The sequence below is a fragment of the Sorangium sp. So ce448 genome, assembly GCF_051520915.1.
GTDB lineage: Bacteria > Myxococcota_A > Polyangia > Polyangiales > Polyangiaceae > Sorangium > Sorangium cellulosum_B.
Window position 1 is genome coordinate 5,133,084 of record NZ_CP150343.1, and the last position, 23,441, is coordinate 5,156,524.

Consider the following 23,441-nt stretch of genomic DNA (forward strand, 5'->3'; position numbering starts at 1 on the left):
ACTATAGCCTCGGGCTGATGAGCGGCTCCGAGAGCTCGCCGTTGACGACGCAGACCTTCGATCTGCGGCAGTCCCCGGACAGCCCGGGAATCTACTCCTACCTCCTCGTCATCGGCGCTTCTTCATCGTACAGGCGCGTCCTGCCCGACGACGGCGTGCTCGTCGTGGGGCGCAGCGACGAGGCCGACGTGAGGCTCGACACAGCGGCGGTCTCCCGGCGGCACGCCGAGCTCGTCTTCTCCAGAGGAGAGATCCGGATCACCGATCTCGGCAGCCACAATGGGACGCTCGTCAACGGCGAGCGCATCGAGGGCTCGCGCGCGCTCGGCTCCGGCGATGTCATCACCATGGGGGATACGACGCTGATCCTCCGGCGCGAGTCGCCGCCCCGGGGCAGCGCCCTCATCGAGATGGGCCGGCTGCGCCGGCGCGTGGAGGAGGAGATCGAGCGCGCCGCCGACTCGGCGCGGCCGTTCGGCCTGGCGGTGGTGTCCCTCGGGTCCGTGCAGATGCGCTCGATGCTCGCGCATCGGGCGCTCTCGGCGCTCCGGCTCGTGGACATCGTCGCCTGGGACGGCGCCTCTCACCTGGCGATCGGGTTTCCCGAGCTCGGCGGAGAGGCGTCGCGCGCCGCGGTGCTCCAGGTGCTCGAGGCGATCGCGCCGCTGGCCCCGGAGGCGCGCGGCGGACTGGCCTCCTACCCGTTCGACGGCGGCGACACCGAGACGCTCCTCGCGGGCGCGCGGACCGCCGCGTCGATCGCGGCTCCGGGGGCGATCGCCTCCGCCTCGCAGACCGCCGTCCGGCACGTCATCGGCGATCGCACCATCGTTGTGGCCGACTCGGCCATGATCCGGCTGTTCGAGCTGATCCGGCGCCTGGCGGCGAGCGATCTGCCGGTCCTCGTCCTCGGCGAGACGGGGGCGGGCAAGGAGAACGCCGCCGCGGCCGTGCACCACTGGTCTGCGCGGGCGCAGAGGACGCTGATCACGCTCAACTGCGCCGCGCTCCCGGAGGCGCTGGTGGAGAGCGAGCTCTTCGGCTACGAGAAGGGCGCGTTCTCGGAGGCGCGGGCGCCCAAGCCCGGCCTGCTGGAGCGGGCGCACGGCGGCACCGTCTTCCTCGACGAGATCGGCGAGCTGCCCCTCGGCGCGCAGGCCAAGCTGCTCCGGGCGCTCGAGGCGAAGCGGATCACCCGCCTCGGCGACGTCCGCGATCGCGAGGTGGACATCCGCATCGTCGCTGCCACGAACCGCGATCTCGAGGCCGAGGTCCACGCCGGCCGCTTCCGTCAAGACCTGCTCTTCCGCCTCAGCGCCGCCGTCGTCGAGCTGCCCCCGCTCCGGCACAGGCGGCGTGAGCTGCCGATCCTGGCCCGTCTGTTCCTCGCCGAGGCGTGCGCTCGGATCGGGCGGCCCGCGCTCGAGCTCTCGGAAGCCGCGCTCGCCGCGCTCTTCGCGCACCCGTTTCCCGGCAACGTGCGCGAGCTCAAGAACGCGATGGAGTACGCGGCCGCCACGGCGGACGGCCCGGCGCTCGAGCCCTGGGGGCTGCCCGAGCGCATCGCCGGGCTCGATGTCCCGCCGCGGGCCGCGGTGGACACCTCGGCCCCGCCCGCCGCGGCGCCCGCCCGCTTCAAGCCCATCGCCGAGGAGCTCCGGGAGATCGAGCGCACGCGCATGCGTCAGGCGCTCGACGCCGCGGATGGGGTCCAGAAGCGGGCGGCGGCGCTCCTCGGGATGCCTGTCCGCACCTTCACCTTCAAGCTCAAGCAATTCGGTATCTCGGCGCGCGAGGGGAAGCGGAGCCCGTGAGGCTCGGGCTCGGAACACGAGCCGAGCCCTGCGCCCACCCTCGAGGCATGCCACCCGGGGTGTAGAGCAACGAGATCACGAACGCCGACGTCGCTGCACGACGGCGCGTGATGGCAATCCTTGCCGCGTCTTCCCCCGAGGGCTGGCAAGCTTTGCCACGACGGCAAAGTTTGCCTCCCTCGCGCTGGCCCATGGCGCGAGCGCGGCCGCGGGCTGATCGCTCGATTTCGCGGCCGATCCTCCTCGATCACGCGGTCGATCTCCCGCCGATGCCCCTCGTGCGCAGGGGCGGCACGCCGGATGCGATGACGCTCTGCCGACCCGGCTCGCCGGAGATGCGAGCGAAAGGTAAAAAATCATGAAAACGATCCAGAACATCCTCCTCTGCGGTCCCTTCGTCTCCGTCGTCGTGGTGGCCCTGGCGGGTTGTTTGAGCGAGCCCGCAGCACCGGCGAAGCCCGAGGAGATCCGCTGCGACAAGCTGGCCGAGTGCGGGAGGCTGAGCGAGGGCGTGGAGGCCGAGCAGTGCGCGGTCACGATGGGGCTACTCCACGACCAGGCAGTCAAGGAGCTGGACGTCTGCACGCCGGTCTTCCAGCGGATCGAGAGCCTCATCGCCTGTGCGGCGCAGCAGGAGGGTTGCGAGAGCGACGTCGGTATGGAGGCCGCCGATCTCCCGCAGGATCACCCGTGCTTCGAGGAGAACGAGAGCTACAAGAGGGCCTTGCAGGAGGTGGGGGAGCAGCGTCACGAGCCCGACACAGGGGCCCTGTGCGTCTTCTTCTATGAGAGGGCCATGGAGCTTGCGACGACCCCCGCGACGGGCAAGGCGTGCACGACGAGCAACGATTGTCCCGATGTCGAGTGTCCGGACCCGGCGCTCGGCAGGCACGGCTATTGCCAGTCTGGCAAGTGCAAGACGGCGATCGACATCTGCGGGTGAGCGCGCCGCTCGATCCTGCCGGCGTCGGGCGCCCCTCCACCGGATCAGAACACGAGCCAGGTTGACACCATCGCGGCGTCGGGCGCCGCGGCGGGCCGGATCTCGACCTTCACGCCACCTCGGTCCTGGGTGCGGTAGATCTGTGGCCTGTTCGTGAAGAGCATGGCCGTCGCCGTGACCACCGTCGCGCTGCCGGCGAGGAGGGTGCCGGCGGCCAGCCAGCTCTCGTTGACGCTGGCGTCGTACTGGAAGCCGGGGGACGGAGCGCACGACCGACCGCACTCGCGCACGCTCCGCTCCTGCGCATATCCATGAAGGTCGTCGGCCTGCCACATCAACCGGCCGCCCATGACGGCGATGGCCGCCCCAGCCCCGAGCGTGGCCCAGGGGAGCCAGGCGGGCCAGCGCTGCCTGGCGACGACGGTATCGGCGCTCAGGACGAGCTGGCCGGAGGCCTCTTTGCCTGCGACCATGAAGATGGGCCTGGCGACGGTGAAGTAGCCATCCTTTCTCGCCGTGAGGACATGCTCTCCGGGCGTGACCATCCGGCGCCGGGCGCCGGGTCCGACGAACCAGCGCTTGCCATCCATCAGCACGGTGGCCCCCGGCTCATCGCAGCGGATCTCGATGACGGCGAGCTCCTGCTCCACGAGCGCCCGCAGCGTCGCGCGCGCCTCCTGCTCCTTCTCGGCGTCGAGCGAGCCGGGCCCCCACCGCAGGGAGAGTCGCAGGTTGTCATAGGCCAGCACCGGCAGGCCGAGGCTCCTCAACACCCGCCCGAGATAGAGCCGGAGCTCGGGGTGCTCCCACGACGCCAGCGCCTCTTCGTACTTGGCCCGTGCCTCGGCGAACATCATGCGCCGGTGGAAATTCCGGGCCTCCTCGAAGAGCGCGCGGGCCATCTGCTTTCGATCCTCGGAGATGCCCTGATGCCATGGGGGCGCCGACGCTGCCGGGGGCGATGGCGACTCCGCTGTCGCCGGAGGATGCGGCGATGAGGACGATGACGGCGGCGGCGCCTGGGCGAGCGCAGGCGCGGCGCAGAGGGTGATGAGGGTGATGGGCAGGAGGAGCTTCGCCAGCGGAGGGGAGACGTGAACAGGTCGTCTACGGGTCGTCGTCATGAAAGCCAGTCGCTCTCCTCCGGCTCGCCCGTCATGCCACATCGAGCGTTCGCCGGGCTCGCCGGGCCGATGAGCAAGCTCCGCGGGCCAGGATATGCCCGCGCATGTCCTGTGTGAAGCGCGCCGGCGGCGAGTCTGTGTATACACGGCTCCGCTGGGCGCCTATGCTCTCGCCATGGCTCCAGCCGTCTCGGACGCGACGGTTTCGACAGGCGTGTCTTTTTACAGGTAGGAGAACCGGTGCCCACCGAGCGGATCACCCTGGAATCGGTCCGTCGATCGTCCGGCGTGGCGCCCGTCGAGCCTGAAGGGCGCTCTGGCATGAGCACCGAGAGCCTCGTGGACGTCGCCTGCGCCGGCGCGGCGCTCGCGGGCAGAGCGCTCCCGCGGGCTGCGCTCGCCGCCGCCGGGGCGACGGTCAGCATCGTGCCGGCCGGCGTTCACGGGGCGAGGCGCGACGCGGTGAGCGACGCGAGCGCTCCGCCGTCCTCGTCGATTCCCCGGACCGATCCGCCCCGAGCCGGCACCCGCATAGGCCACTACGAGCTCCTGCGCGAGCTCGGCCGGGGTGGCATGGGCACCGTCTTCCTCGCGCGCGACATCCGGCTCGCTCGCCTCGTCGCGATCAAGCTCCTCACAAGGCTCAGCAGGAGCGGACTACAGCGCTTCCTGATCGAGGCGCAGGCCACCGCGCGCTGCAAGCACGAGCACATCGTGACGATCCATGAGGTGAACGAGCACGATGGATACCCGTACATGGTGCTCGAGTACATCGAGGGGCAGAGCCTCCGCGCCTGGATGAGGCAGCGCAGGCCCGCGGACGCAGGCGAGGAGGTGTCGACGGCGCCGGTGCCGCCCGGCCTGGCCGTCGACATGATGGTCCCTGTCGTGCGCGCGCTCTCGCGAGCGCACGCGTCCGGCATCATCCACCGTGACCTCAAGCCCGAGAACATCATGCTGGAGGCGTCGGGGGCGATCAAGGTGGTCGATTTCGGCATCGCGGAGCTGCGCGAGGACGGGGCGAGCCTCGCGCTCGCGGTCGAGCGCGAGGCCGCCGAGCACAAGAGTACGCGCCTCACCGGCGAAGGCGCGCTCCTCGGAACGATGCCTTATATGTCCCCCGAGCAGTGGAGGGGAACGGACATCGACCAAGCCAGCGATATCTGGGCGGTCGGCGTCATGCTCCACGAGCTCGTGATCGGCGCGCACCCGCTCGCGCCCGTCAACCAGGGGACGCTCCTCGGCGTGGAGGACCTCGACGAGCCCATGCCCCAGGTCAGCGCGCGCCACACGGAGCTCGGCGCGCTCGGCGCGATCATCGATCGCTGCCTGCGCAAGCGGAAGTCCGAGCGTTTCGCCTCCGCGCAGGAGCTCCTGACCGAGCTCGTGCCGCTGCTGCCCGGGCGCCGGGAGATCCTCCTCGGCGCCGACGAGAGCCCGTTCGCGGGGCTCTCGTCGTTCCAGGAGGCCGACGCCGATCGCTTCTTCGGCCGCGCGCAGGACCTCGCGGGCGTGGTGGCGCGGCTCCGGAACCAGCCGCTGCTCGCGATCGCCGGGGCGTCGGGCGTGGGGAAGTCGTCGCTCGTGCGGGCGGGGGTGATCCCGGCGCTCAAACGCTCAGGCGAGGGCTGGGAAGCGCTCGTCGTGCGGCCCGGGCGTGAGCCGATGGCGGCGCTCGCGGATCTGTCCAGCCATGCCGCCGCGACGCTGGGCGCAGCCCCGCCGGCGCCCGTCCCGGAGGGCGGCGCGGCGGGCTCGGCCCTGGCCCCGCGGCTGCGCGCCGAGCCCGGCCTCCTGGGCGCGTGGCTGCGCGCGTGGTCGGACCGAGCGAAGCGGCGCCTCGTGCTGTTCATCGATCAGTTCGAGGAGCTCTTCACGCTCGGCGCCCCGGCCGGCGAGCGCGAGGCGTTCCTCGCGTGCCTCGCGGGGGTCGCCGACGACGCCTCTTCACGGCTCCGGGTGGTCCTCGCGGTGCGAGCCGACTTCCTGGAGCGGATGGCCGAGCACGAGCAGTTCATGGCGGCGATGATCCGGGGCCTCGTGTTCCTGCGGCCGATGGGGCGCGAGGGGCTGCGCGAGGCCTTGATGAGGCCGATCGAGGCCGCGCGGCACGAGATCGACGATCCCGGGATGATCGAGGGCTTCCTCGATGCGCTGGCGACGACGCGCGGCGCGCTGCCGCTCCTGCAGTTCACGGCGGCCCGGCTGTGGGAGATGCGCGATCGGGAGCGCCGGATGCTCACCATCGCGAGCTACGAGGCGCTCGGGGGCGTGGCGGGGGCGCTGGCGAGCCACGCCGACACGGTGCTGGCCGGGATGAGCGAGCGCCGGGCGAAGCTCGCGCGGGCCGTCCTGGAGCGCCTTGTGACGCCGGAGCGGACGCGGGCGGTGGCCAGCCTGGGTGAGCTCTGCGAGCTGCCCGGGGAGCGGGGCGAGATCGAGCGGGTGGTGGAGCTGCTCGCCCACGCGCGGCTCCTGGCGATCGAGACGGGGAGCGAGCGCGCGGGCAGCACGGTGGAGCTCGTGCACGAGTCGCTCATCGAGCGGTGGCCGACGCTGCGGCGCTGGCTGGACGAGAACCAGGAAGACGCCGCGTTCCTGGACCGGCTGCGCGCGGCGGCGAGGCTCTGGGACGCGAGCGGCCGCGCCGCGGACACGCTCTGGCGGGGCAAGGTCGCCGAGGAGGCGCGCGGCTTTCGCGAGCGCTACCGGGGCGCGCTGCCGGAGCGGGAGAGGCTCTATCTGGAGGAGGTGCTCCGGTTCGCCGATCAGCAGCAACGCGGGAGGCGGCGCCTCGCATCCGGGATCATCGCGGCGCTGTCGCTGCTGGCCTTCGCCGCAGGCGGCGGATACGTGAAGGTGACCCGCCAGTACCAGGTGATCATGAAACAGTTCGACGAGATCCGGACCGCGGAGATCACGTTGAAGGATGCGCTGGCGCGCGAGGAGACGGCCCGGAGCGTGGCGGAGCGGGCGCGACAGGAGAGCGAGGCGGCGCGGCAGGACAGCGAGGCGCAGCGGCGGCGGGCCGAGCGGCTCCAGCGCGACGCCGAGGAGGCCAGGGACCGGGCGGAGGCAGAGGCCGAGAGGGCCCGCGTCGCGGCCAACCAGGCGCGGATGGCGCGGGGTGAGACGCAGAAGGCCGAGGCCGAGGCGCGAAAGGCCGAGGTCAAGGCCACCGCGGAGGAGCAGAAGGCCAGGGCCGTCGAGGCGGAGCTGCGGAGCAAGAGCGAGCTGGAGCTGCTCATCGAGCGCGCCGTGGGGAAGATCGACGCGACGTTGAAGTAGCGGGGCGACCCATGGGAAGCGCGCCGCGGGCAGGCGCGCGCTGGTCGCCGCGTCAGGTCACGGATGCGGCTTCCGCTCGTCCAGGCGCGCGCGGAGCCCGATGCGGCGGCGCACCTCGTCGAGGCACCGCGCTTGGCCCCGGCGCTTCCGCTGAACGGGAGGTGGCGCTGTTGTTACCACGGTGACACGGATACGCTTTCGGAGATGGCCACGCCGTTGTCGCCGACGATATGAAACTTCAGGGTGTCGCCCCACATGGCATTGAGCGAAGCGTCCGCTGGGAGGCGGCGACTCCAGCCGAGGCTGTCGTAACGCAAGAGCATGCCCTCGTCTCCGACGACGTAGACGACATGCTGGGTGAGGTCCCACCTGGTTCCCCACACGAAATTCAATGATTTCTGTGCTGTCGACGCCGATGTCATGGCCGTCCAGCCGGCGCCGTCGAAGTGCAGGATGGTGCCGCCCTCGCCGACGACAAATACGTCCTGCGGCCCGCTTCCCCATACGGAATTCAATGTTCTTGGCGGAATCGACGCGTGTTTCACGGCTTCCCAGCGCTCGCCCTTGAAGCGCAGGATGGTGCCGTTTTCGCCGACGGCGAACATGTCTTGCGGCCCGCTTCCCCACACGGCGTTCAACGATGCTTGCGAGGCCGATTCGTGTGTTGCGGCCTTCCATTGTCCGTCTTTGAAGCGCAGGATGGTTCCCTTGTCGCCGACGGCGAGCACGTCATCCGGCCCGTTCCCCCACACGAAGTTCAATGTGATTCGCGGGATCGACTCGTGCTCCACGATGTTCCAGTGTTCGCCGTCGAAATGCAGGATGGTGCCGTTTTCGCCCACGGCGAACACGTCTTTGGGCCCGCTCCCCCACACGGCGTTCAGCGGATGCCGTGGGATCGGGTCGAGTGGCATGACCTTCCAGCGGCTGCCGTTGTAGTGAAGGATCGTGCCCTCCTTGCCAACGGCGAATAGGTTGTTCGGTCCGCTCCCCCACACGCTCTCCAGGTCCTCCTTCAAGCAGGAATTGCCGTCGGGTGTGATCGGGACGTCGCAGCGCTCGCCCGTGGCTTGTGCGAAGCACGTCGGGTTGCCTTCGCGGTCGGGGTCGCACACATAGCCGGTCGGGCAGAAGCTCGCGCCGCACGCGGATCCGGTGTCGAAGCACGCGTGGAGGGGGGCCATCAGCGCGATGAGGGACGCCAGCGCAGCCGCGTGGCAAAGCGCTCTGCCGCCGTGCCGGCGACCCGCGGCGTCCCCGTTCCGCTCGACGCCCCATCTCCGGATGAATGCGCGCATCCTCTGCTCGCTCCTCGGCTCGTCCAACCAACCCACCGTTCGCCCAGGTCGTCGCGGAGCGCTGGGCGCCCGCGGCGGGAGCGTACGGCGGGGCACCTCGTCTTGGGAAGGCCCCGCGCCGGGTCTCCGCTTCTCCTGGGAAGGCCGGGGCCAGGCACCGTCCCGTGGCGCGCCGGGGCCTCCCGCTCGACGGGCGCGAACTGGCGAGCCACGGGCTCCTGGAGCCGGCGGCCGCGCGCAAAGGCTGTGCTGGTGAACTCGGACACGGCTATGCTCCAAGGCCGGTGCGGCACCCCACGACGACAAGAAGCGTCCTGCGATGAGCGGCAGTTCGCCGGAGGACGCGGGCTACGCAAACACGGCGATCGCCGGCGCAGCGCTCCCCACCCCCGCGATGCGGGTCGAGGCCGACCGCGTGGTCACGGGCGCCCGCGAGGCGCAGCGCGACGCGGAGCCCGAGACGCTCGACCCGCCGCCCTCGTTGCTGGCGCAGGCCAGGCCGGCGCCTGCGGCCGGCACCCGCATCGGCCATTACGAGCTCCTGCGCGAGCTCGGCCGGGGCGGCATGGGCGTTGTCTTCCTGGCCCGCGACACCCGCCTCGCTCGTCTCGTCGCAATCAAGCTCCTCAACATGCTGAGCAGCGCCGGGGTCCAGCGCTTCCTCGTCGAAGCGCAGGCCACCGCGCGCTGCAAGCACGAGCACATCGTGACGATCCACGAGGTGAACGAGCACGACGGATTCCCGTACATGGTGCTCGAGTACATCGAGGGGCAGAGCCTGCGCGCCTGGATGAACCGGCGCAGGCCCGTGGACGCGGGGGAAGAGGTGTCGACGGCTCCTGTGCCGCCCGGCCTGGCGGTCGACATGGTGGTCCCCGTCGTGCGCGCGCTCGCGAGCGCGCACGCGTCCGGCATCGTCCACCGCGACCTCAAGCCGGAGAACATCATGCTGGAGGCGTCCGGGGCGATCAAGGTGGTCGATTTCGGCATCGCCAAGCTGCGAGAGGACGAGGCGGTCCTCTCGGCCGGTCGCGCCGTCGCCGGGGACACGGGCTTGACCCGCGACGGCGGGATCATCGGCACGCTGGCGTATATGTCCCCCGAGCAGTGGAGAGGAATCGACATCGATCCGTCGAGCGATGTCTGGGCCGTCGGCATCATTCTCCACGAGCTCGTGATGGGCGCGCACCCGCTCGCGCCGAGCGGCAAGATGGATCTCCTCGCGGTGCCGATCCTCGACGAGCCGATGCCCACCGCCGGCGCGCGCCATCCGGAGGCCGGCGCGCTCGGCGCGATCATCGATCGCTGCCTGTGCAAGCGGAAGTCCGAGCGTTTCGCCTCCGCGCAGGAGCTCTTGACCGAGCTCTTGCCGCTGCTGCCTGGGCGCCGTGAGATCCTCCTCGGCAGCGACGAGAGCCCGTTCGCCGGCCTGTCGTCGTTCCAGGAGGCCGACGCCGACCGCTTCTTCGGCCGCGCGCAGGACCTCGCGGGCGCGGTGGCGCGCCTCCGGAGCCAGCCGCTGCTCACGATTGCCGGCGCCTCGGGCGTGGGGAAGTCGTCGCTCGTGAGGGCAGGGGTGATCCCGGCGCTCAAGCGCTCCGGCGAGGGCTGGGAGGCGCTCGTCGTGCGGCCCGGGCGCGAGCCGATGGCGGTGCTGGCGGACCTGTTCGACCACCCCGCCGTGACCCTCAACACCGACGTGAAGGCGCTCTCCCCGCAGGGCGGCGCGGCGATGCGCGGGGCCCTGGTCGAGCGGCTGCGCGCCGAGCCCGGCCTGCTCGGCGCCGCGCTGCGCGGGGGGGCGGGCCGAGGGCAGAAGCGCCTCGTCCTGTTCGTCGATCAGTTCGAGGAGCTCTTCACGCTCGGCGCCCCGGCCGGTGAGCGCGCGGCGTTCCTCGCGTGCCTCGAGGGGATCGCCGACGATGCTTCCTCGCCGCTCCGCGTCGTCCTGTCCGTCCGGTCGGATTTCCTCGAGCGGATGGCCGAGCACGAGCAGTTCATGGCGGCGATGATCCGGGGCCTCGTGTTCCTGCGGCCGATGGGGCGCGAGGGGCTGCGTGAGGCCTTGATGAAGCCCATCGAGGCGGCGCGGCACGAGATCGAGGACACCGCGATGATCGAGGGCATCCTCGACGCGCTGGCGACGACGCGCGGCGCGCTGCCGCTCTTGCAGTTCACCGCGGCCCGGCTGTGGGAGATGCGCGATCGGGAGCGCCGGATGCTCACCATCGCGAGCTACGAGGCGCTCGGGGGCGTGGCGGGGGCGCTGGCGAGCCACGCCGACACGGTGCTGGCCGGGATGAGCGAGCGCCGGGCAAAGCTCGCGCGGGCCGTCCTGGAGCGCCTTGTGACGCCGGAGCGGACGCGGGCGGTGGCCAGCCTGGGTGAGCTCTGCGAGCTGCCCGGGGAGCGGGGCGAGATCGAGCGGGTGGTGGAGCTGCTCGCCCACGCGCGGCTCCTGGCGATCGAGACGGGGAGCGAGCGCGCGGGCAGCACGGTGGAGATCGTGCACGAGTCGCTCATCGAGCGGTGGCCGACGCTGCGGCGCTGGCTGGACGAGAACCAGGAAGACGCCGCGTTCCTGGACCGGCTGCGCGCGGCGGCGAGGCTCTGGGACGCGAGCGGCCGCGCCGCGGACACGCTCTGGCGGGGCAAGGTCGCCGAGGAGGCGCGCGGCTTTCGCGAGCGCTACCGGGGCGCGCTGCCGGAGCGGGAGAGGCTCTATCTGGAGGAGGTGCTCCGGTTCGCCGACCAGCAGCAACGCGGGAGGCGGCGCCTCGTGTCCGGGATCATCGCGGCGCTGTCGCTGCTGGTGGTCGCGGCGGGGGCGGGGATCGTGAAGCTGACCCGCCAGAACACGGTGATCACGGAGCAGCTCGAGGAGATCCGGAGAACGGAGGACACGCTCAAGAAGGCGCTGGCGAGCGAGGAGGCGCAGCGGAGCGCGGCGGAGCGGGCGCAGCAGGAGAGCGAGGCGCAGAGGAGGCGGGCCGAGCGCATGCAGCGCGAGGCGGAGGAGGCCCGCGAGCGCGCGGAGGCCGAGGCCGGGCGGGCCCGCGTGGCGGCGGGCGAGGCGAGGACGGCGCGGGACACGGCGCAGCGGCCCGAGGCCGAGGCGCGTCATGCCCAGGGCAAGGCCACCGAGGAGGAGCGCAAGGCGAGGGAAGCGGCCGAGGCCGCGCTGCGGAGCAAGCGCGAGCAGGAGCAGCTGATCGAGCGCACGGCGGGGAAGATCAAGCCGACGCTGAAGTAGCGGGCGCGCCGCGGGAGCGGCTGCGCTGCTACCGTGCCGGCGGCGGACCGATGTGGCGGTAGATCGCAGCGTCCTGGCCGACGACGAAGGAGATCCGGCCCTGGCCCCACACCGCGTTGAGCGTGGAGTTCGTCGTGGAGTTGAGCGTCAGCCAGGAGATGCCATCGTAGTGCAAGAGCGCGCCGCCCGAGCCGACCGCGAAGACATCGCGTGGCCCGCTCCCCCAGACGCCACCGAGAAGAACCGACGTTGGCGAATCCAAGGGGTCTCGATATTGTCCGGGCGCTCGTTTCGATGCCCCCCGCGTGGTCGCGACCAAGCGCAGAGGTCCCTCTGAAGCCGATAGACTGGTCGAGACCGTTCCATTTGTATGAATAGATCTAAATTGTTTGGTTGGGACCGTCTTTCAGGCTGAAAAGATCCCCCGCGATGGGTTGAGACCCCTCCTCGGCCTCACGACGAGCGCCGGCTCTGGGCACGACCTCCGTGGCACCTCCTTTTCTGCCGGCCGGGTTGGTCTCGCGCCGTCGCCAACTCGCCGCCAAGGAGAAGACGGCGCCGGTGCCGGCAAGCGGTATGGCGGGACGTCCGCGGGCGAGGCGCCGAGCCTGGAGGAGCCGGGGGAGCCGGCGGTGGGTGAAGAGGAAGAGGCGGGTGCGGGGGACGGCGAGTTCGTGAGCTGAGCCGACCGCCGCGAGCGTCGCGCGAGGCCAGCCACCGGCCGGCTTGCAGCAGAACGTCTCGCCCCACGTTGGCTTGATCTTCTCGCCATCCGCGATCCTCACCCGTCCGTATCCACACCCACGCTGGCGCTCCGCCGCGCGATCGGCTGCTGCGCCCGTCCGGCCTGCCTGCGCCCGCATCGGTCCGCCGGGCGGCCTCGCGTTGCGTACGGCGGCGTCGCGCGCGGCCACGCTGAAAGGGAAACCGTGGTAGGGTGAGGGCCGTGCATTATGGCTCTCGATTCGCGCCCGAAACAAGGAGAATTGTTGCCATGAGGAGAATCGTTCGTGTCAGAGTGCTCGCCTGCGGTCTGGCGATATCCGTTGCATACTCGACGACTCCGGGTTGCGTCATCCGATTGGGCCCGAGCACCGAGGAAGACACGACGGGCAACGGAACGGACACGGGCGCGACGCCGGAGAATCCGGTCACTCCAGAGCCCACGCAGGAGGAGGAGGCCGCCGAGGCGTTCGCTCAGGTGGATCCGGAACAGCTCGTGCTCGCCGAGGCGAAGGCGTCGCTGACCACGGCGTACCTGGTCGCCCAGGCGGAGTCTTCGGGCATCGATCCCAGCACGCTGGATGAGGCCGCGCTCGAACAGCTCATGCAGCAGTACCTCCCCGCAGCAGCGGCCGCGGCGGATGCATGGCTGGCGACGCTGGATCCGGCGACGTTTCCAGCATGGCATGAAAAAAGCGAATGCGAATTCGATGAGGGCTGCGCCTCTCGCGTGCCGTGCAAATACAATGCTCCGCCGGTAAGGCACTGGTGTTTCGTCACCGATTGTGGCAAGTCCAAGTGCTCGATTTGTCCTGACTGGGTGGCCGAACTCTTGAAGAGCCTGGTGCTCACGTCCTGGTGTGCGTACGTCTGTGTCGAGCTTGGGAAGCCTTCGCAGACCAGCGTGGTCGCGATCGGAGCGGGGGGGATTTCCGCGTTCAAAGGGTATTTCGTGGGTCCTATCTGTAAGGACCCTTGAGGATCGAGCCATGACGGACGAGCTCAAGAAGAATGCGCCGGATCAGGCCGCTGGGAGCGTGACGCCGAGCTCGCTGGGAGCGGCGGAGGATCAGGCCAGAGCGTTCGCGCTCGGCCTTTCGGCCGCGCTGAACGTCGCGGGGCTCCTGGCAGCGCCGCGTCTCCTTGCGAAGGCGATGCGAACGAAAAAGGAGGCGCCGACCGGCGAGGCTCTCTCGGCGGTGCTCGAGAATGCCTCGACGGCGTTTCGCTCCTCCGGCGATGCGACGGGGCTCGTCGCGTCGCTGTCCGAGCTGCGTGATCGCCTTTTGACCTGGGAAGGCCGGAGCCCCGCACCGGCGCCGATCGTCGAGGCAGCGCGCGGGGTGCTTCGCGCGCTGGATGTCGAGGAGCCCGAGGAGGGGTGGGACCGCTGGGAAGGTCCGGCCGAGGAGCAGACGGCGCCGCCCGCCCGGCAGATGCCGCGCATTCTCCGCGCCGAGCCCATGACGATCGAAGCGTGGCTTGCATTCGACGGCCCCGGAGAGCTTTGCGAAGGCGTTCTCGTCGAAGCGAAGACCTCGACGGCGCTGGAGGACGCGGTCGCAGCCTGGTTTTTCACGGTGCTGCGTGCGTGGGCGCTGCCGCGCGGAGGTGTCGTGTGTGGCCGGGGGCACAAGCTCGCCGTATCGACGGTATCGGGTCGAAAACCCGATGTCTGCGTTTATATGCCGAACGATCCGTCTGCCGAGACCGGCGCCCCCTCGACGCCGACGCTGGTCCTGGAGGTGGTCTCCGCAAACCCCGCGGACCAACGGCGTGCACGCTTGACGACCAGCAGGGAATACGGCGCGCTGGGCGTGCGATGGTACTGGCTCGTCGATGCGCTGAACCGCACGCTCGAGGTTCTCGAGCTCGGATCCGGAGGCCGCTACATCGTGTTCTTGGCTGCGATCGATGGGACGATGTCCCAAGTGGGTCCTGAAGGGCTTGCCATCGACCTCGACGCCCTCTGGGCCGCCGTCGCCCCGATGGGGCTTTGACACGCAGCCATCGTGCTTCGTCGGCTGGCACGTTGACGGGCGCGCGCCGCCGGCCCTCAGCGCTGCTGCGCCCCGAACCGCGCCTTCGCCGCGTCCACCGCGGCCTTCGTCCACTTGTCGACCTCGTCGTCCGTCAACGTCCGCTCGGCCGACCGGAACCACAGCGCGAACCCCAGCGAGTGCGTCCCCGCCGGCAGCTCCTCGCCGCGGTACCGATCGAACATCTCGACCTTCTCGCAGCGCTCCCCCGCGGTGGTCCGCAGCACCTCGAGCACCTCTCCCGCCGGCACGTCGAGCGGCAAGAGCAGCGCCACGTCGTGCCGCATCGCCGGGAACCGGCTCGGCTTCGCGGCTACCGGCGCCTTGTACGCCGCGGCCACCGCCGCGAGATCCAGCTCCGCCACGACGGCCCCGCTCGTGATCTCCAGCGCCTCGCGCACGTCCGGGTGCAGCTCCGCCACGTACCCGACCTCGCGGCCGTCGAGCAGGACGCGGGCGCCCTTCTTCGGGTGCGCCCACGGCGGCGGCTCGCCCGAGAGGTCGAACGCCGGCGTCACGCTGCCCGCGAGCTCCGCGATCACCGCCTCGACCGCGCCCTTGCCGTCGTAGAAATCGACGTCCTCGGGCCGCGTCAGGTAGCTGTCGCGCGGCCCCGCGAGGAAGATCGTGAGCCGCGTCGGCTCGTTCACCGGCGGCCGCTCGACCCGCGCCAGCTGGCCCGCGCCGCCCGCCTCGCCCTGCCACGGCAGGAACACCTGGCTCACCTCGAACAGCCGCACGCGCGGCACGTTGTACCGCTGCGAGCGCTGCACCACCGTGAGCAGCCCAGGGACCAGCGACGGCCGCATCACCGACTTCTCCTCGGAGAGCGGGTTGAGCAGCCGCAGGAGCGACCCGTCGTCGTAGCGCGCCGCCTTCAGCTCCTGGGGCGAAAGGAACGAGTACGTCACCGCCTCGTGCAGCCCGATCCCCGTGCAGATCTGCCGCACCCTGCGCCGCAGCCGGTAATCGCCGCGGGCGCCCGCCGGCGCGGCCCCGACGCGCGGCAGCCGGCTCGGGATCTGGTCGTAGCCAGCGATGCGCGCGACCTCCTCGATGAGGTCGATCTCCTCCGCGATGTCGGGCCGGTGCTCCGGCACCTCGACGAGGAGCCGGTCCGCCTTCTGCTCCAGCACCGAGAGCCCCAGCGTCTCCAGGATCTCGCGCGCCCGCGCCGGGGCCTCGGCCCCGATGATCCGCTGGTACCGCGGGAGCCGCAGCGTCAGGCGGCGCGGCGCGCGCGGCGCCACGTACGCGTCGATCGGCTTGCCCGCCGCCTCGCCGCCGGCGAGCTCGCAGATGAGCGCGCTCCCGCGGTCGCGCGACAGGGGGACCCCCGAGAGGTCCACCTCCCGCTCGAAGCGGTGCGACGCCTCGGTGTGGAAGCCGTACCGGCGCGCCGACCTGCGGATCCCGCGCGGCTCGAAGTACGCCGACTCGAGGAACACCCGCCGGGTCGTCGCGGTGACGCCGCTGTCCGCGCCGCCGATGACGCCTGCCAGCGCCACCACGCGGTCCGCGTCGGCGATGACCAGATCGTCCTCGTCCAGGGACAGCTTCTGCCCGTCGAGCGCGACGAACGCCTCGCCCGCCTTGGCCCTCCGGATCTCGATCGGGAGCCGCAGCGTGTCGAGATCGAAGGCGTGGAGCGGCTGCCCCCGCTCGAGCATCACAAGGTTGGTCGCATCGACGATGTTGGTGATCGGCCGGACGCCGAGGCGGCCGAGCCGCACCCGCGCCCAGAGCGGCGAGGGGCCGACGCCGACGCCCTCGATCACCTGCCCGTCATACCGGGGGCAGCGGTCCCCGTCGCGCACCTCCACGGCCGCGGGCGCTCCGGCGCCGTTCGCGCCGTTCGCTCGAGCCGCGGCGACGGCGGGCGGGTGGAACGGCAGGCCAAGCACAGCGGCCACGTCCCGCGCCACGCCGAGGTGCCCAAGCGCGTCGGGCCGGTTCGGGGTGACGCTCAGCTCGATGATCCAGTCCTCGAGGCGAGGCTCCCAGTCGAGCAGCGATTGCCCCGGGCGCCCGCCCTCCACCGTCAGGAGACCCTCGTGGCTCGACCCGAGCCCGAGCTCGTCCTCGGCGCAGAGCATGCCGGGCGACGTGAAGCCGGCGACCGCCTTCTCGGTCAGCGTCACGAGCGCGCCGGTGCGGTCGAGCACCTGCGCCCCCACGGGCGCATAACAGACGAGCGCCGGAGCCGCCGGGATGACCGGCGCGCCGCACGCGACCTCGACCTCTCGATCACCCGCGTCCACGCGGACCACCGTCAGGCCCTTCTTGCCCGCCGGGTGCGGCCGCGTCGCGACGACGCTCGCGAGGACCACCGAGCGCAGCGCGGCACCGACGTGCGTCACGCGGTCGACCTCGAGCCCGCCGCGGCCGAGCGCCGAGGTCACCGCGTCGACGCCGGGATCGGCGCCGAGGATCTCTTGAAGCCACTTGTAGGATATCAACATGGGGAATCGGGCCTGCGGGCGAGGGGCAGTGGCCTAGAGGCTTCCGAGGAAGCGGACGTCGTTCTCGTAGAAGGCGCGGATATCGTCGACGGCGAACTTCATGTTGGCCGTGCGATCCACGCCGATGCCGAACGCCAGCCCCGTGTATTCCTCCGGGTCGATCCCGACGTTCCGGAGCACCGTCGGGTGGACCATGCCGCACCCGAGCACCTCCAGCCAGCCCGTCCCCTTGCACTGCGGGCAGGCGCGGTTCTCGCCGAAACAGACGAGGCAGGACACGTCGAGCTCCGCGCTGGGCTCGGTGAAGGGGAAGTAGCTCGGCCGGAAGCGCGTCCTCGTGGCCTCGCCGAACATCCGGCGGCTGTAGACCTCGAGCAGGCCCTTCAGATCGGCGAGCGACACGTCGCGGTCGACAACGAGCCCCTCGATCTGCACGAACATGGGGCTGTGGCTCGCGTCGTCGTCGCGGCGATACACGACGCCGGGCGCGACGATCATCACCGGCGGAGGGTGGGAGAGCATCTCGCGCACCTGGACCGGGCTCGTGTGCGTCCGGAGGAGCACGTTCTGGCCAGGATCGCCGGCCATGTAGAACGTGTCGTGCATGTCCATGGCCGGGTGATCCGCCGGGAACCCGAGGAGATCGAAGTTGTAGCGCGCGAGCTCGATCTGCGGCCCTTCGGCCACGTCGAACCCGAGCCCGACGAAGATATCGACGATCTCGTCGAGGGTCCGCATGATCGGGTGCGACCGCCCGGGCGCGCGCCAGCGGCCGGGCAGGGTGATATCGAGGGGTGGCGCGGAGAGCTCGCGATCGCGCGCAGCGCGCTTGATCCTCGCCGTCGCCTCCTCGCGGGCGCGCTCCACGCGGCCCTTGACGGCGTTGAGGCGCTGGCCGAGCGCCTTGCGCTCCTCGGGCGCCGCGCCGGGCAGCTGCTTCATCAGCGCATTGAGCGACCCGCGGCGCCCGAGCAGGCTGGCATACAGGCGGTTCAGCTCATCGAGATCGCCGGCAGCGGCGAACTGGACGTCCACCGTGCGATCGACCTCGTCGATGAGGCGGCCGAGTTCGGGACCACTCATTGCCGCCCCCTTACCGCGAAGGCCATGGCAACGCAAGACGTTGACCTCCCGCGCCGCCCCGGCCCCCTGGTCTGGCCACCCGCGGGATCCGGAGGCTCGACGACCCCCGCTGCGGCGGGGGCGCCCCGCGCGAGGAGCCGCCATCGCCGCGCGGGCTCCTCGCGGGAGGTGCGCGTCAACCGCCGGTATCGGTCACGTCAACCGCGTCAACCCGAGGTTTACGGGCTCTCCACGGCGGCTGCCTATCTGAATCGCGATTCGCACTCTGGCCGCGGCGATGACGCCTGAAACGTGGCGCTGTGACCGAGCCGAACGTCCCTGGCCCATCGCTTGCTTTGTGCCGTTACGAACGTTGACGGACGCGGGCGAGCGCGCCTGAGGGCGAGCGCTGCGAGCATTCCAATCGATGAGCGAGCCACGCCAGGCGTGCTCGTCGGGCTCCTTTCGCCCTGACGACACCCCGCTGCATGCGCTGCCGCTCCAACACACCACCCGATCGGCGCACCTTGAATCCCATCATCCATCTCTCTCACCGGGGACGAGAAGTTCATCGCCCGCGTGCCCGAGGCGCTGGACTGGCTCGACAAGGTCAAGCTGCCGCCGGAGCTCGTGGAGATCTTCCCCGACCGAACGCACCCCACGTACATCGAGATCGGGACCGACATTCCGCTCTACGTCCACCGGCGCGGCTCGAACGTCGCCTCGGTACTTCTCGCTGCGTGAGGTGAAGCTCGAGGACCTCTACCGCCGGCGCCACGATGACGACCGCGCCGGTGACCGCGGAGGACGCCCAGAAGCTCGTCGGCGAGCTCAACGGAGAGGGCTACTGGCCGACCAAGATCACGATGATCACGAACCCTTACAAAGGTCCTGGGGCCGCCGAGCCGTTCGTGGAGGACACCTACGCCACGACGCACGTCGGCGATCGCAACGATACCTCCCCGTACGACCCGACGAAGGCGCCAGCGACGTACGCCGCCGAGGAGTCGCCGACGGGCATCTCCGTGGAGTCGTTCATCAAGAACATGGGCGTGCTGATCTCCCACGTTGCGCCCGTGCAGTGAGCGCCCACGAGCCTCCGCGCGCTGGCACCTCGTGTGCTTTGGAGATGGGGACGGAGAGCCGAGGCCTGGGACCACGCGCGATCCAGGTGGCTTGATGGCGGCGGCGCGGTGCCGGCGCGCGGTGGTGCAAGGAGTCGATGCATGAAATTGCTTGGAGTTGTCACGGCGGTGCTGAGCGTGGCTGCGGTCGGGCTCGGGTGCAGCAACAGCCCGAACGAAGGGGGAGAAGGTGAAGGGGCGAGCTCCGGCGGCAGCTACGGCTCCGGCTCCGGCGAGGGGGGCTCGCTGGACATCGGCGGTGGGATCGGGCCCGGATCGAGCGGCGCGGGCAGCGCCAGCCCCGCGGGCGGAGGGGGAGCGTGCGCCACCCAGACGGCGGCGGCATCCCTCCAGCCCGTGTACCTGGCGTTCGCGTTCGACGTGTCCGGCAGCATGGGAAAGGGCGACAAGGACTGGCACGACAAGTCGCTCAAGTGGGATCCCGTGGTCGCCGCGACCAAGCAGTTCTTCTCGGATCCCGGGTCTGAAGGGCTGACGGCCTCGCTCTCGTTCTTTCCCGCCGACGACGACAAGTGTTCGTCCGAGATCTACGCGACGCCGGACGTGCCGCTGACGCCGCTCCCCTCGGCGGCCTTCACCGAGGCGATCGACGCGATCGAGCCGGCGAGCTCGGACGACTGGCGCGGCGGCACGCCGACCGCGTGGGTGATGCGGGGCACGAGCGCCTTCATCGAGGCGCAGCGGCAGCAGAACCCCGGGAAATACGCGATCGTGCTCGTGACGGACGGCTACCCGCAGGGCTGCGACGAGGCCTCCGACACGATCGATGCCGTCGTGGGCGACGCCCAGGCGGCGCTGGCGGAGGGCGTCCCGACCTACGTCATCGGGGTCGAGAACCCGCAGATCAAGGGCGCGCCGGACACCCTCGACGACCTGCACAAGATCGCCGCGGCCGGCGGCACCGAGCGCGCCGTGCTCATCGACACCGGCGATCCGTCGCAGACCACGGCCGCTTTCAAGGCGGCGGTCGACCGGATCCGCGGCGCCTCGGTCTCGTGCACGATGGCGATCCCGCTCCCGCCGAACGGGAGCGCGTTCGACAAGGAGAAGGTCCGCGTGCTCTACACGAGCGGATCGAGCGCGACCACGGAGCTCGTGTACGACCAGAGCTGCGCGACCGAGGGCGCCTGGCGCTACGACGAGCCCGCGAGTCCGACGCAGATCGTGCTGTGTGTCGACGCGTGCACCACGGTCCAGGCGGACATGGTGGCGAAGCTGAGCGTCGATTTCACCTGCGAGAGCGTGATCGAGGTTCCCCTCTAGCAGGAGGCCGCCGCGTCCCTGCCGCGCCGCGCCGCGCCGCGCGCTCGGAGCGCTCGATCCGACGATGAGCGCGCCAGCCCGATCCGTGTCAACCGTGAGTTGACACTGTGGACGCGCGCAGTTGCTTCTCCATCGGTCCCACCTCGGCAGGGGCGCTCAGACACCCATCTGCCGCGTCGAGCGCCCTCGCGCTGCCCGGCGTCATTGGCCGCCTGACGCGGGCGCGGCGCGCAGGTTACCGTCCGGCAACGCTGCCGAGATGTTGTAGAACAGAGCCACCATGGCACCTGCTCAGGAGCGCGAGCGGCGGACCCTCGATCGGTACACGCTCCATGGCGTGATCGCCTCCGGGGGCATGGCGTCCGTCCATTTCGGGCGGCTCGTGGGCGCCCATGGCTTTGCCCGCACGGTCGCGATCAAGCGCCTGCACCCGCAGTTCGCCAGGGACCCCGAGTTCTCGTCGATGCTCCTCGACGAGGCGCGGCTCGCGGTGCGCATCCGCCACCCGAACGTCGTCACCACGCTCGACAGCGTGCAGGCCGACGACGAGCTCTTCGTGGTCATGGAGTACATCGCGGGGGAGTCGCTCTCGAGCCTGCTGCGCGAGGCCGGCCGGCAAGGGGCCCAGGTGCCGCAGCCGGTCGGCTCGGCGATCATCGCCGGCGCCCTCGCGGGCCTGCACGCGGCGCACGAGGCGACCGACGAGGAGGGCGCCGCGCTCGAGATCGTCCACCGCGACGTCTCGCCGCAGAACATCCTCGTCGGCGAGGACGGCATCCCGCGCGTGCTCGACTTCGGGATCGCGCGGGCGGCGGTGCGGAGCCAGGTGAGCCGCGTCGGGCAGCTCAAGGGCAAGCTCAGCTACATGGCGCCGGAGCAGCTGCGCGGAGCCCCGCTGAGCCGCCGCGCCGACATCTACGCCGCTTCCGTGGTCCTCTGGGAGGTGCTCACCGGGCGGCGGCTGTTCACGGGGGAGTGCGACGCGGAGATCTTCGGGCGGATCCTCGAGGGCGTCGTCCAGCCGCCGAGCGTCTACGGCGACGTGCCGAAGGCGCTCGACGAGGTGGTGCTGCGCGGCCTCGACAGGGATCCCTCCCGCCGTTACGCGACCGCGCTGGAGATGGCGGCCGCGCTGGAGGAGGCGCTGCCGCCGGCGAGCCCGCGGGCGGTCGGGGCGTGGGTCGAGGCGACGGCGGGGACGCTCCTGGAAGCGCGGGCGAAGAGCCTCGCCGCGATCGAGACGTCGCAGCGGAGCGCGGCCCCGGCGCCGCCGCCGCCGAGGCCCGCCGCCGTGGACGACGCGCCGCCGCGGGACGTCGAGGCGCGCCTCGCGCAGCCGTCTGGCGGCCGCGGGCGCGCGCTGCGGACCTCGGTGACGGTTCCGACCATGACGAGGACGGTCGAGGACATGGCGCGGCCCGTGGCGTCGGCGCTCGCGACGCCGGTCGCCGCGGCGGCGCCGCCGCGGCTGGCGAGCGCGCAGCTCGTCCGCGCCTCCACGCTCGCGCTCGGCGCCAGCGCGCTGGTGCTCGCCGTGGCCCTCGGCAGGAGCTGTAGCGTGCGTCCAGAGCCCAATGCGCCGCAGGCCGAGCGCGCCGGAGCCGGCGAGCCGCCTCCGCTGGCCGTCGCCCCGGCGCCGGGGCTTGCGGCGCTCGCCTCGAGCGCGGCCGCTCCGGCGGCGTCCGAGACCGCGCCTGCGGCGCCCGCCACGAGCGCGCCTGCGGCCTCTGCGAGCGCCGCTGCGGCGCCTGCGAGCACCGCGGGAGCGCCGGAACCGGTCGCGCCCGCCACCGCGCAGGAGCGCGCTGCGGCCCCCGCGCGCACCGCGCGGCCGCGATCCCGCTGCGTGCCTCCGTACTACGTCGATGCCAGCGGCATCCGGCGGATCAAGCGTGAGTGCCTGTGAACGGTGGAAGCGTGTAGCCTACGCCGCGATGAAACGAGGCCTCCTCGCCGCCGTGGGCGCGGCCGTCACGCTCGTCGCCAGCTCGCGCGCCCGTGCTCAGGGCGTGGGTGAGACGTGCGCGGCCTCGTACGAGCAAGCGCAGCAGCTCGTTCGCGACCGGGCGCTGCTGCGCGCGCGGGCCGAGCTTCGCGTCTGCGTGAGCTCGTGCCCGGCGACGCTCGCCCGCGATTGCCAGAGCTGGAGCGAGCAGGTCGAGCGCGACATGCCCAGCGTCGCGCTGTCGGCCACGTCCGCGGACGGCCGCGCGCCGGGCCGCGTGCGCGTGCTCCTCGACGGCGCGCCGCTGGTCGACGCGCTCCCGAAGGACCCGATCGAGCTCGATCCCGGGCGCCACACGCTGACGTTCGAGGACGCGGCGGGGACGCGGGTCGCCACGGTGGTCACGGTGTCGCAGGGCGACAAGGCGCTGCCGATCGCGGTGCGCTTCCCTGCGGCGGCGCCGTCGCGCCCCGCGGCCGGCGCCGTCGCGCCGCCCGTGAGGCAGCGCTGGCCGCTCGTGCTCGCCGGCGCCGGCGTGATGGGGCTCGGTGCGGGCGCGTTCCTCGGCATCAAGGGGCACCTCGACCGGAGCGAGCTCCGCAGCAGGTGCGCGCCCGGGTGTCGGGTGGACGAGGTAGACGCGATCGACACCGTCTGGAAGGCCGGCGCCATCAGCGCTGGAGCGGGGCTCGTGGCTGCGGGGCTGGGCACGGTGCTGTACTTCCAGCTCGATCCGATCGTCCCCGCGGCGCCTGCCGCGGGCTCCGCCCTGCTTCCGGGCGGCGCAGCGCTCTCGCTGCGCGGCTCGTTCTGAGCGTCCGCGCGAGGCTCGTCTGCCCTCGCTCCGGGCGCCGGGGAGCTCGCGAGCCGCTATTGCGGCGTCGCTGGGGTGGGGGAGCGAACGACGGAAAGGTCAACAATCTTCATAGCTTCACGGGGTACGTGCGGCTGGATCGTCTGCCGGTGTGGCCCGACGTGGGCCCGCACGGGTGAGCTCTGCGTGAGAGGCGTGCGGTCTCGGCCGCCCCGCTTCTGGACGTACTCCTGGTTTCCGCTGGAACTTCCGAGCGGTACGGCTGTGG

Annotated in this window: 16 protein-coding genes; 11 read left to right on the forward strand and 5 right to left on the reverse strand. The window is 71.5% G+C overall.

Annotation, left to right across the window (positions count from 1 at the left end):
- Positions 1-17: 17 nt before the first annotated feature.
- On the forward strand, positions 18-1,814 hold the full coding sequence (locus WMF45_RS19300) for a sigma 54-interacting transcriptional regulator (protein ID WP_437718347.1): 1,797 nt from the start codon (positions 18-20) through the stop codon (positions 1,812-1,814).
- Positions 1,815-2,172: 358 nt separating this feature from the next.
- A complete protein-coding gene (locus tag WMF45_RS19305) occupies positions 2,173-2,757 on the forward strand; it encodes a hypothetical protein (RefSeq protein WP_437718348.1) in 585 nt (194 codons plus the stop codon).
- A 44-nt stretch (positions 2,758-2,801) separates the two neighbouring features.
- On the opposite strand, the gene WMF45_RS19310 is transcribed toward WMF45_RS19305, so the two are convergent.
- The gene (locus tag WMF45_RS19310) at positions 2,802-3,881 is read right to left on the reverse strand and encodes a hypothetical protein (RefSeq protein WP_437718349.1); all 1,080 of its coding nucleotides are present in this window, start codon (positions 3,879-3,881) and stop codon (positions 2,802-2,804) included.
- A 321-nt stretch (positions 3,882-4,202) separates the two neighbouring features.
- Between WMF45_RS19310 and WMF45_RS19315 the strand changes: the two genes are divergently transcribed.
- The gene (locus WMF45_RS19315) at positions 4,203-7,169 is read left to right on the forward strand and encodes an nSTAND1 domain-containing NTPase (protein ID WP_437718350.1); all 2,967 of its coding nucleotides are present in this window, start codon (positions 4,203-4,205) and stop codon (positions 7,167-7,169) included.
- 173 nt (positions 7,170-7,342) lie between these two features.
- Here the strand turns inward: WMF45_RS19315 and WMF45_RS19320 are convergent, their stop codons facing one another.
- Positions 7,343-8,467: a WD40/YVTN/BNR-like repeat-containing protein gene (locus tag WMF45_RS19320; RefSeq protein ID WP_437718351.1), complete on the reverse strand. Its 1,125-nt coding sequence runs from the start codon at positions 8,465-8,467 to the stop codon at positions 7,343-7,345.
- A 319-nt stretch (positions 8,468-8,786) separates the two neighbouring features.
- Here WMF45_RS19320 and WMF45_RS19325 point away from each other — a divergent pair, with 319 nt between their 5' ends.
- Positions 8,787-11,720, forward strand: a complete 2,934-nt coding sequence (locus WMF45_RS19325) for an nSTAND1 domain-containing NTPase (protein ID WP_437718352.1) — start codon at positions 8,787-8,789, stop codon at positions 11,718-11,720.
- A gap of 28 nt (positions 11,721-11,748) precedes the next feature.
- Here the strand turns inward: WMF45_RS19325 and WMF45_RS19330 are convergent, their stop codons facing one another.
- Positions 11,749-11,982, reverse strand: a complete 234-nt coding sequence (locus WMF45_RS19330) for a hypothetical protein (RefSeq protein ID WP_437718353.1) — start codon at positions 11,980-11,982, stop codon at positions 11,749-11,751.
- Positions 11,983-12,714: 732 nt separating this feature from the next.
- Here WMF45_RS19330 and WMF45_RS19335 point away from each other — a divergent pair.
- Positions 12,715-13,422, forward strand: a complete 708-nt coding sequence (locus tag WMF45_RS19335) for a hypothetical protein (protein WP_437718354.1) — start codon at positions 12,715-12,717, stop codon at positions 13,420-13,422.
- Positions 13,423-13,432: 10 nt separating this feature from the next.
- Positions 13,433-14,443 carry a Uma2 family endonuclease gene (locus WMF45_RS19340; RefSeq protein WP_437718355.1) on the forward strand — a complete coding sequence of 337 codons (1,011 nt, stop codon included), beginning with the start codon at positions 13,433-13,435 and terminating at the stop codon, positions 14,441-14,443.
- A 56-nt stretch (positions 14,444-14,499) separates the two neighbouring features.
- On the opposite strand, the gene pheT is transcribed toward WMF45_RS19340, so the two are convergent.
- Positions 14,500-16,944 carry a phenylalanine--tRNA ligase subunit beta gene (gene pheT, locus WMF45_RS19345; protein WP_437718356.1) on the reverse strand — a complete coding sequence of 815 codons (2,445 nt, stop codon included), beginning with the start codon at positions 16,942-16,944 and terminating at the stop codon, positions 14,500-14,502.
- A gap of 33 nt (positions 16,945-16,977) precedes the next feature.
- Positions 16,978-18,027 (reverse strand): phenylalanine--tRNA ligase subunit alpha, encoded by a 1,050-nt coding sequence (gene pheS, locus WMF45_RS19350; protein ID WP_272098834.1) that lies wholly within the window; start codon positions 18,025-18,027, stop codon positions 16,978-16,980.
- 558 nt (positions 18,028-18,585) lie between these two features.
- On the opposite strand from pheS, the gene WMF45_RS19355 reads away from it, so the two are divergent.
- The 5 genes from WMF45_RS19355 (at position 18,586) to WMF45_RS19375 (ending at position 23,173) form a co-directional block, all read left to right on the forward strand.
- A complete protein-coding gene (locus tag WMF45_RS19355) occupies positions 18,586-18,750 on the forward strand; it encodes a hypothetical protein (protein WP_437718357.1) in 165 nt (54 codons plus the stop codon).
- A 35-nt stretch (positions 18,751-18,785) separates the two neighbouring features.
- The gene (locus WMF45_RS19360; protein ID WP_437718358.1) at positions 18,786-19,091 is read left to right on the forward strand and encodes a hypothetical protein; all 306 of its coding nucleotides are present in this window, start codon (positions 18,786-18,788) and stop codon (positions 19,089-19,091) included.
- A gap of 141 nt (positions 19,092-19,232) precedes the next feature.
- Positions 19,233-20,414, forward strand: coding sequence for a vWA domain-containing protein (locus WMF45_RS19365; RefSeq protein ID WP_437718359.1), 1,182 nt, complete (start codon positions 19,233-19,235; stop codon positions 20,412-20,414).
- 280 nt (positions 20,415-20,694) lie between these two features.
- Complete coding sequence (locus WMF45_RS19370) at positions 20,695-22,320, forward strand: serine/threonine-protein kinase (protein ID WP_437718360.1); 1,626 nt, start codon at positions 20,695-20,697, stop codon at positions 22,318-22,320.
- 28 nt (positions 22,321-22,348) lie between these two features.
- A complete protein-coding gene (locus WMF45_RS19375; RefSeq protein ID WP_437718361.1) occupies positions 22,349-23,173 on the forward strand; it encodes a hypothetical protein in 825 nt (274 codons plus the stop codon).
- Positions 23,174-23,441 lie beyond the last annotated feature (268 nt).

What these genes read in the sequence shown, in the direction of transcription:
- WMF45_RS19320 (WP_437718351.1), bottom strand. Translation starts at nt 8,467, where the DNA reads ATGCGCGCATTCATCCGGAGATGGGGCGTCGAGCGGAACGGGGACGCC.
- WMF45_RS19375 (WP_437718361.1), top strand. Translation starts at nt 22,349, where the DNA reads ATGAAACGAGGCCTCCTCGCCGCCGTGGGCGCGGCCGTCACGCTCGTC.
- WMF45_RS19310 (WP_437718349.1), bottom strand. Translation starts at nt 3,881, where the DNA reads ATGACGACGACCCGTAGACGACCTGTTCACGTCTCCCCTCCGCTGGCG.
- WMF45_RS19315 (WP_437718350.1), top strand. Translation starts at nt 4,203, where the DNA reads ATGAGCACCGAGAGCCTCGTGGACGTCGCCTGCGCCGGCGCGGCGCTC.
- WMF45_RS19360 (WP_437718358.1), top strand. Translation starts at nt 18,786, where the DNA reads ATGACGACCGCGCCGGTGACCGCGGAGGACGCCCAGAAGCTCGTCGGC.
- WMF45_RS19305 (WP_437718348.1), top strand. Translation starts at nt 2,173, where the DNA reads ATGAAAACGATCCAGAACATCCTCCTCTGCGGTCCCTTCGTCTCCGTC.
- WMF45_RS19325 (WP_437718352.1), top strand. Translation starts at nt 8,787, where the DNA reads ATGAGCGGCAGTTCGCCGGAGGACGCGGGCTACGCAAACACGGCGATC.
- WMF45_RS19335 (WP_437718354.1), top strand. Translation starts at nt 12,715, where the DNA reads ATGAGGAGAATCGTTCGTGTCAGAGTGCTCGCCTGCGGTCTGGCGATA.
- WMF45_RS19365 (WP_437718359.1), top strand. Translation starts at nt 19,233, where the DNA reads ATGAAATTGCTTGGAGTTGTCACGGCGGTGCTGAGCGTGGCTGCGGTC.
- pheS (WP_272098834.1), bottom strand. Translation starts at nt 18,027, where the DNA reads ATGAGTGGTCCCGAACTCGGCCGCCTCATCGACGAGGTCGATCGCACG.
- pheT (WP_437718356.1), bottom strand. Translation starts at nt 16,944, where the DNA reads ATGTTGATATCCTACAAGTGGCTTCAAGAGATCCTCGGCGCCGATCCC.
- WMF45_RS19370 (WP_437718360.1), top strand. Translation starts at nt 20,695, where the DNA reads ATGGCACCTGCTCAGGAGCGCGAGCGGCGGACCCTCGATCGGTACACG.
- WMF45_RS19300 (WP_437718347.1), top strand. Translation starts at nt 18, where the DNA reads ATGAGCGGCTCCGAGAGCTCGCCGTTGACGACGCAGACCTTCGATCTG.
- WMF45_RS19340 (WP_437718355.1), top strand. Translation starts at nt 13,433, where the DNA reads ATGACGGACGAGCTCAAGAAGAATGCGCCGGATCAGGCCGCTGGGAGC.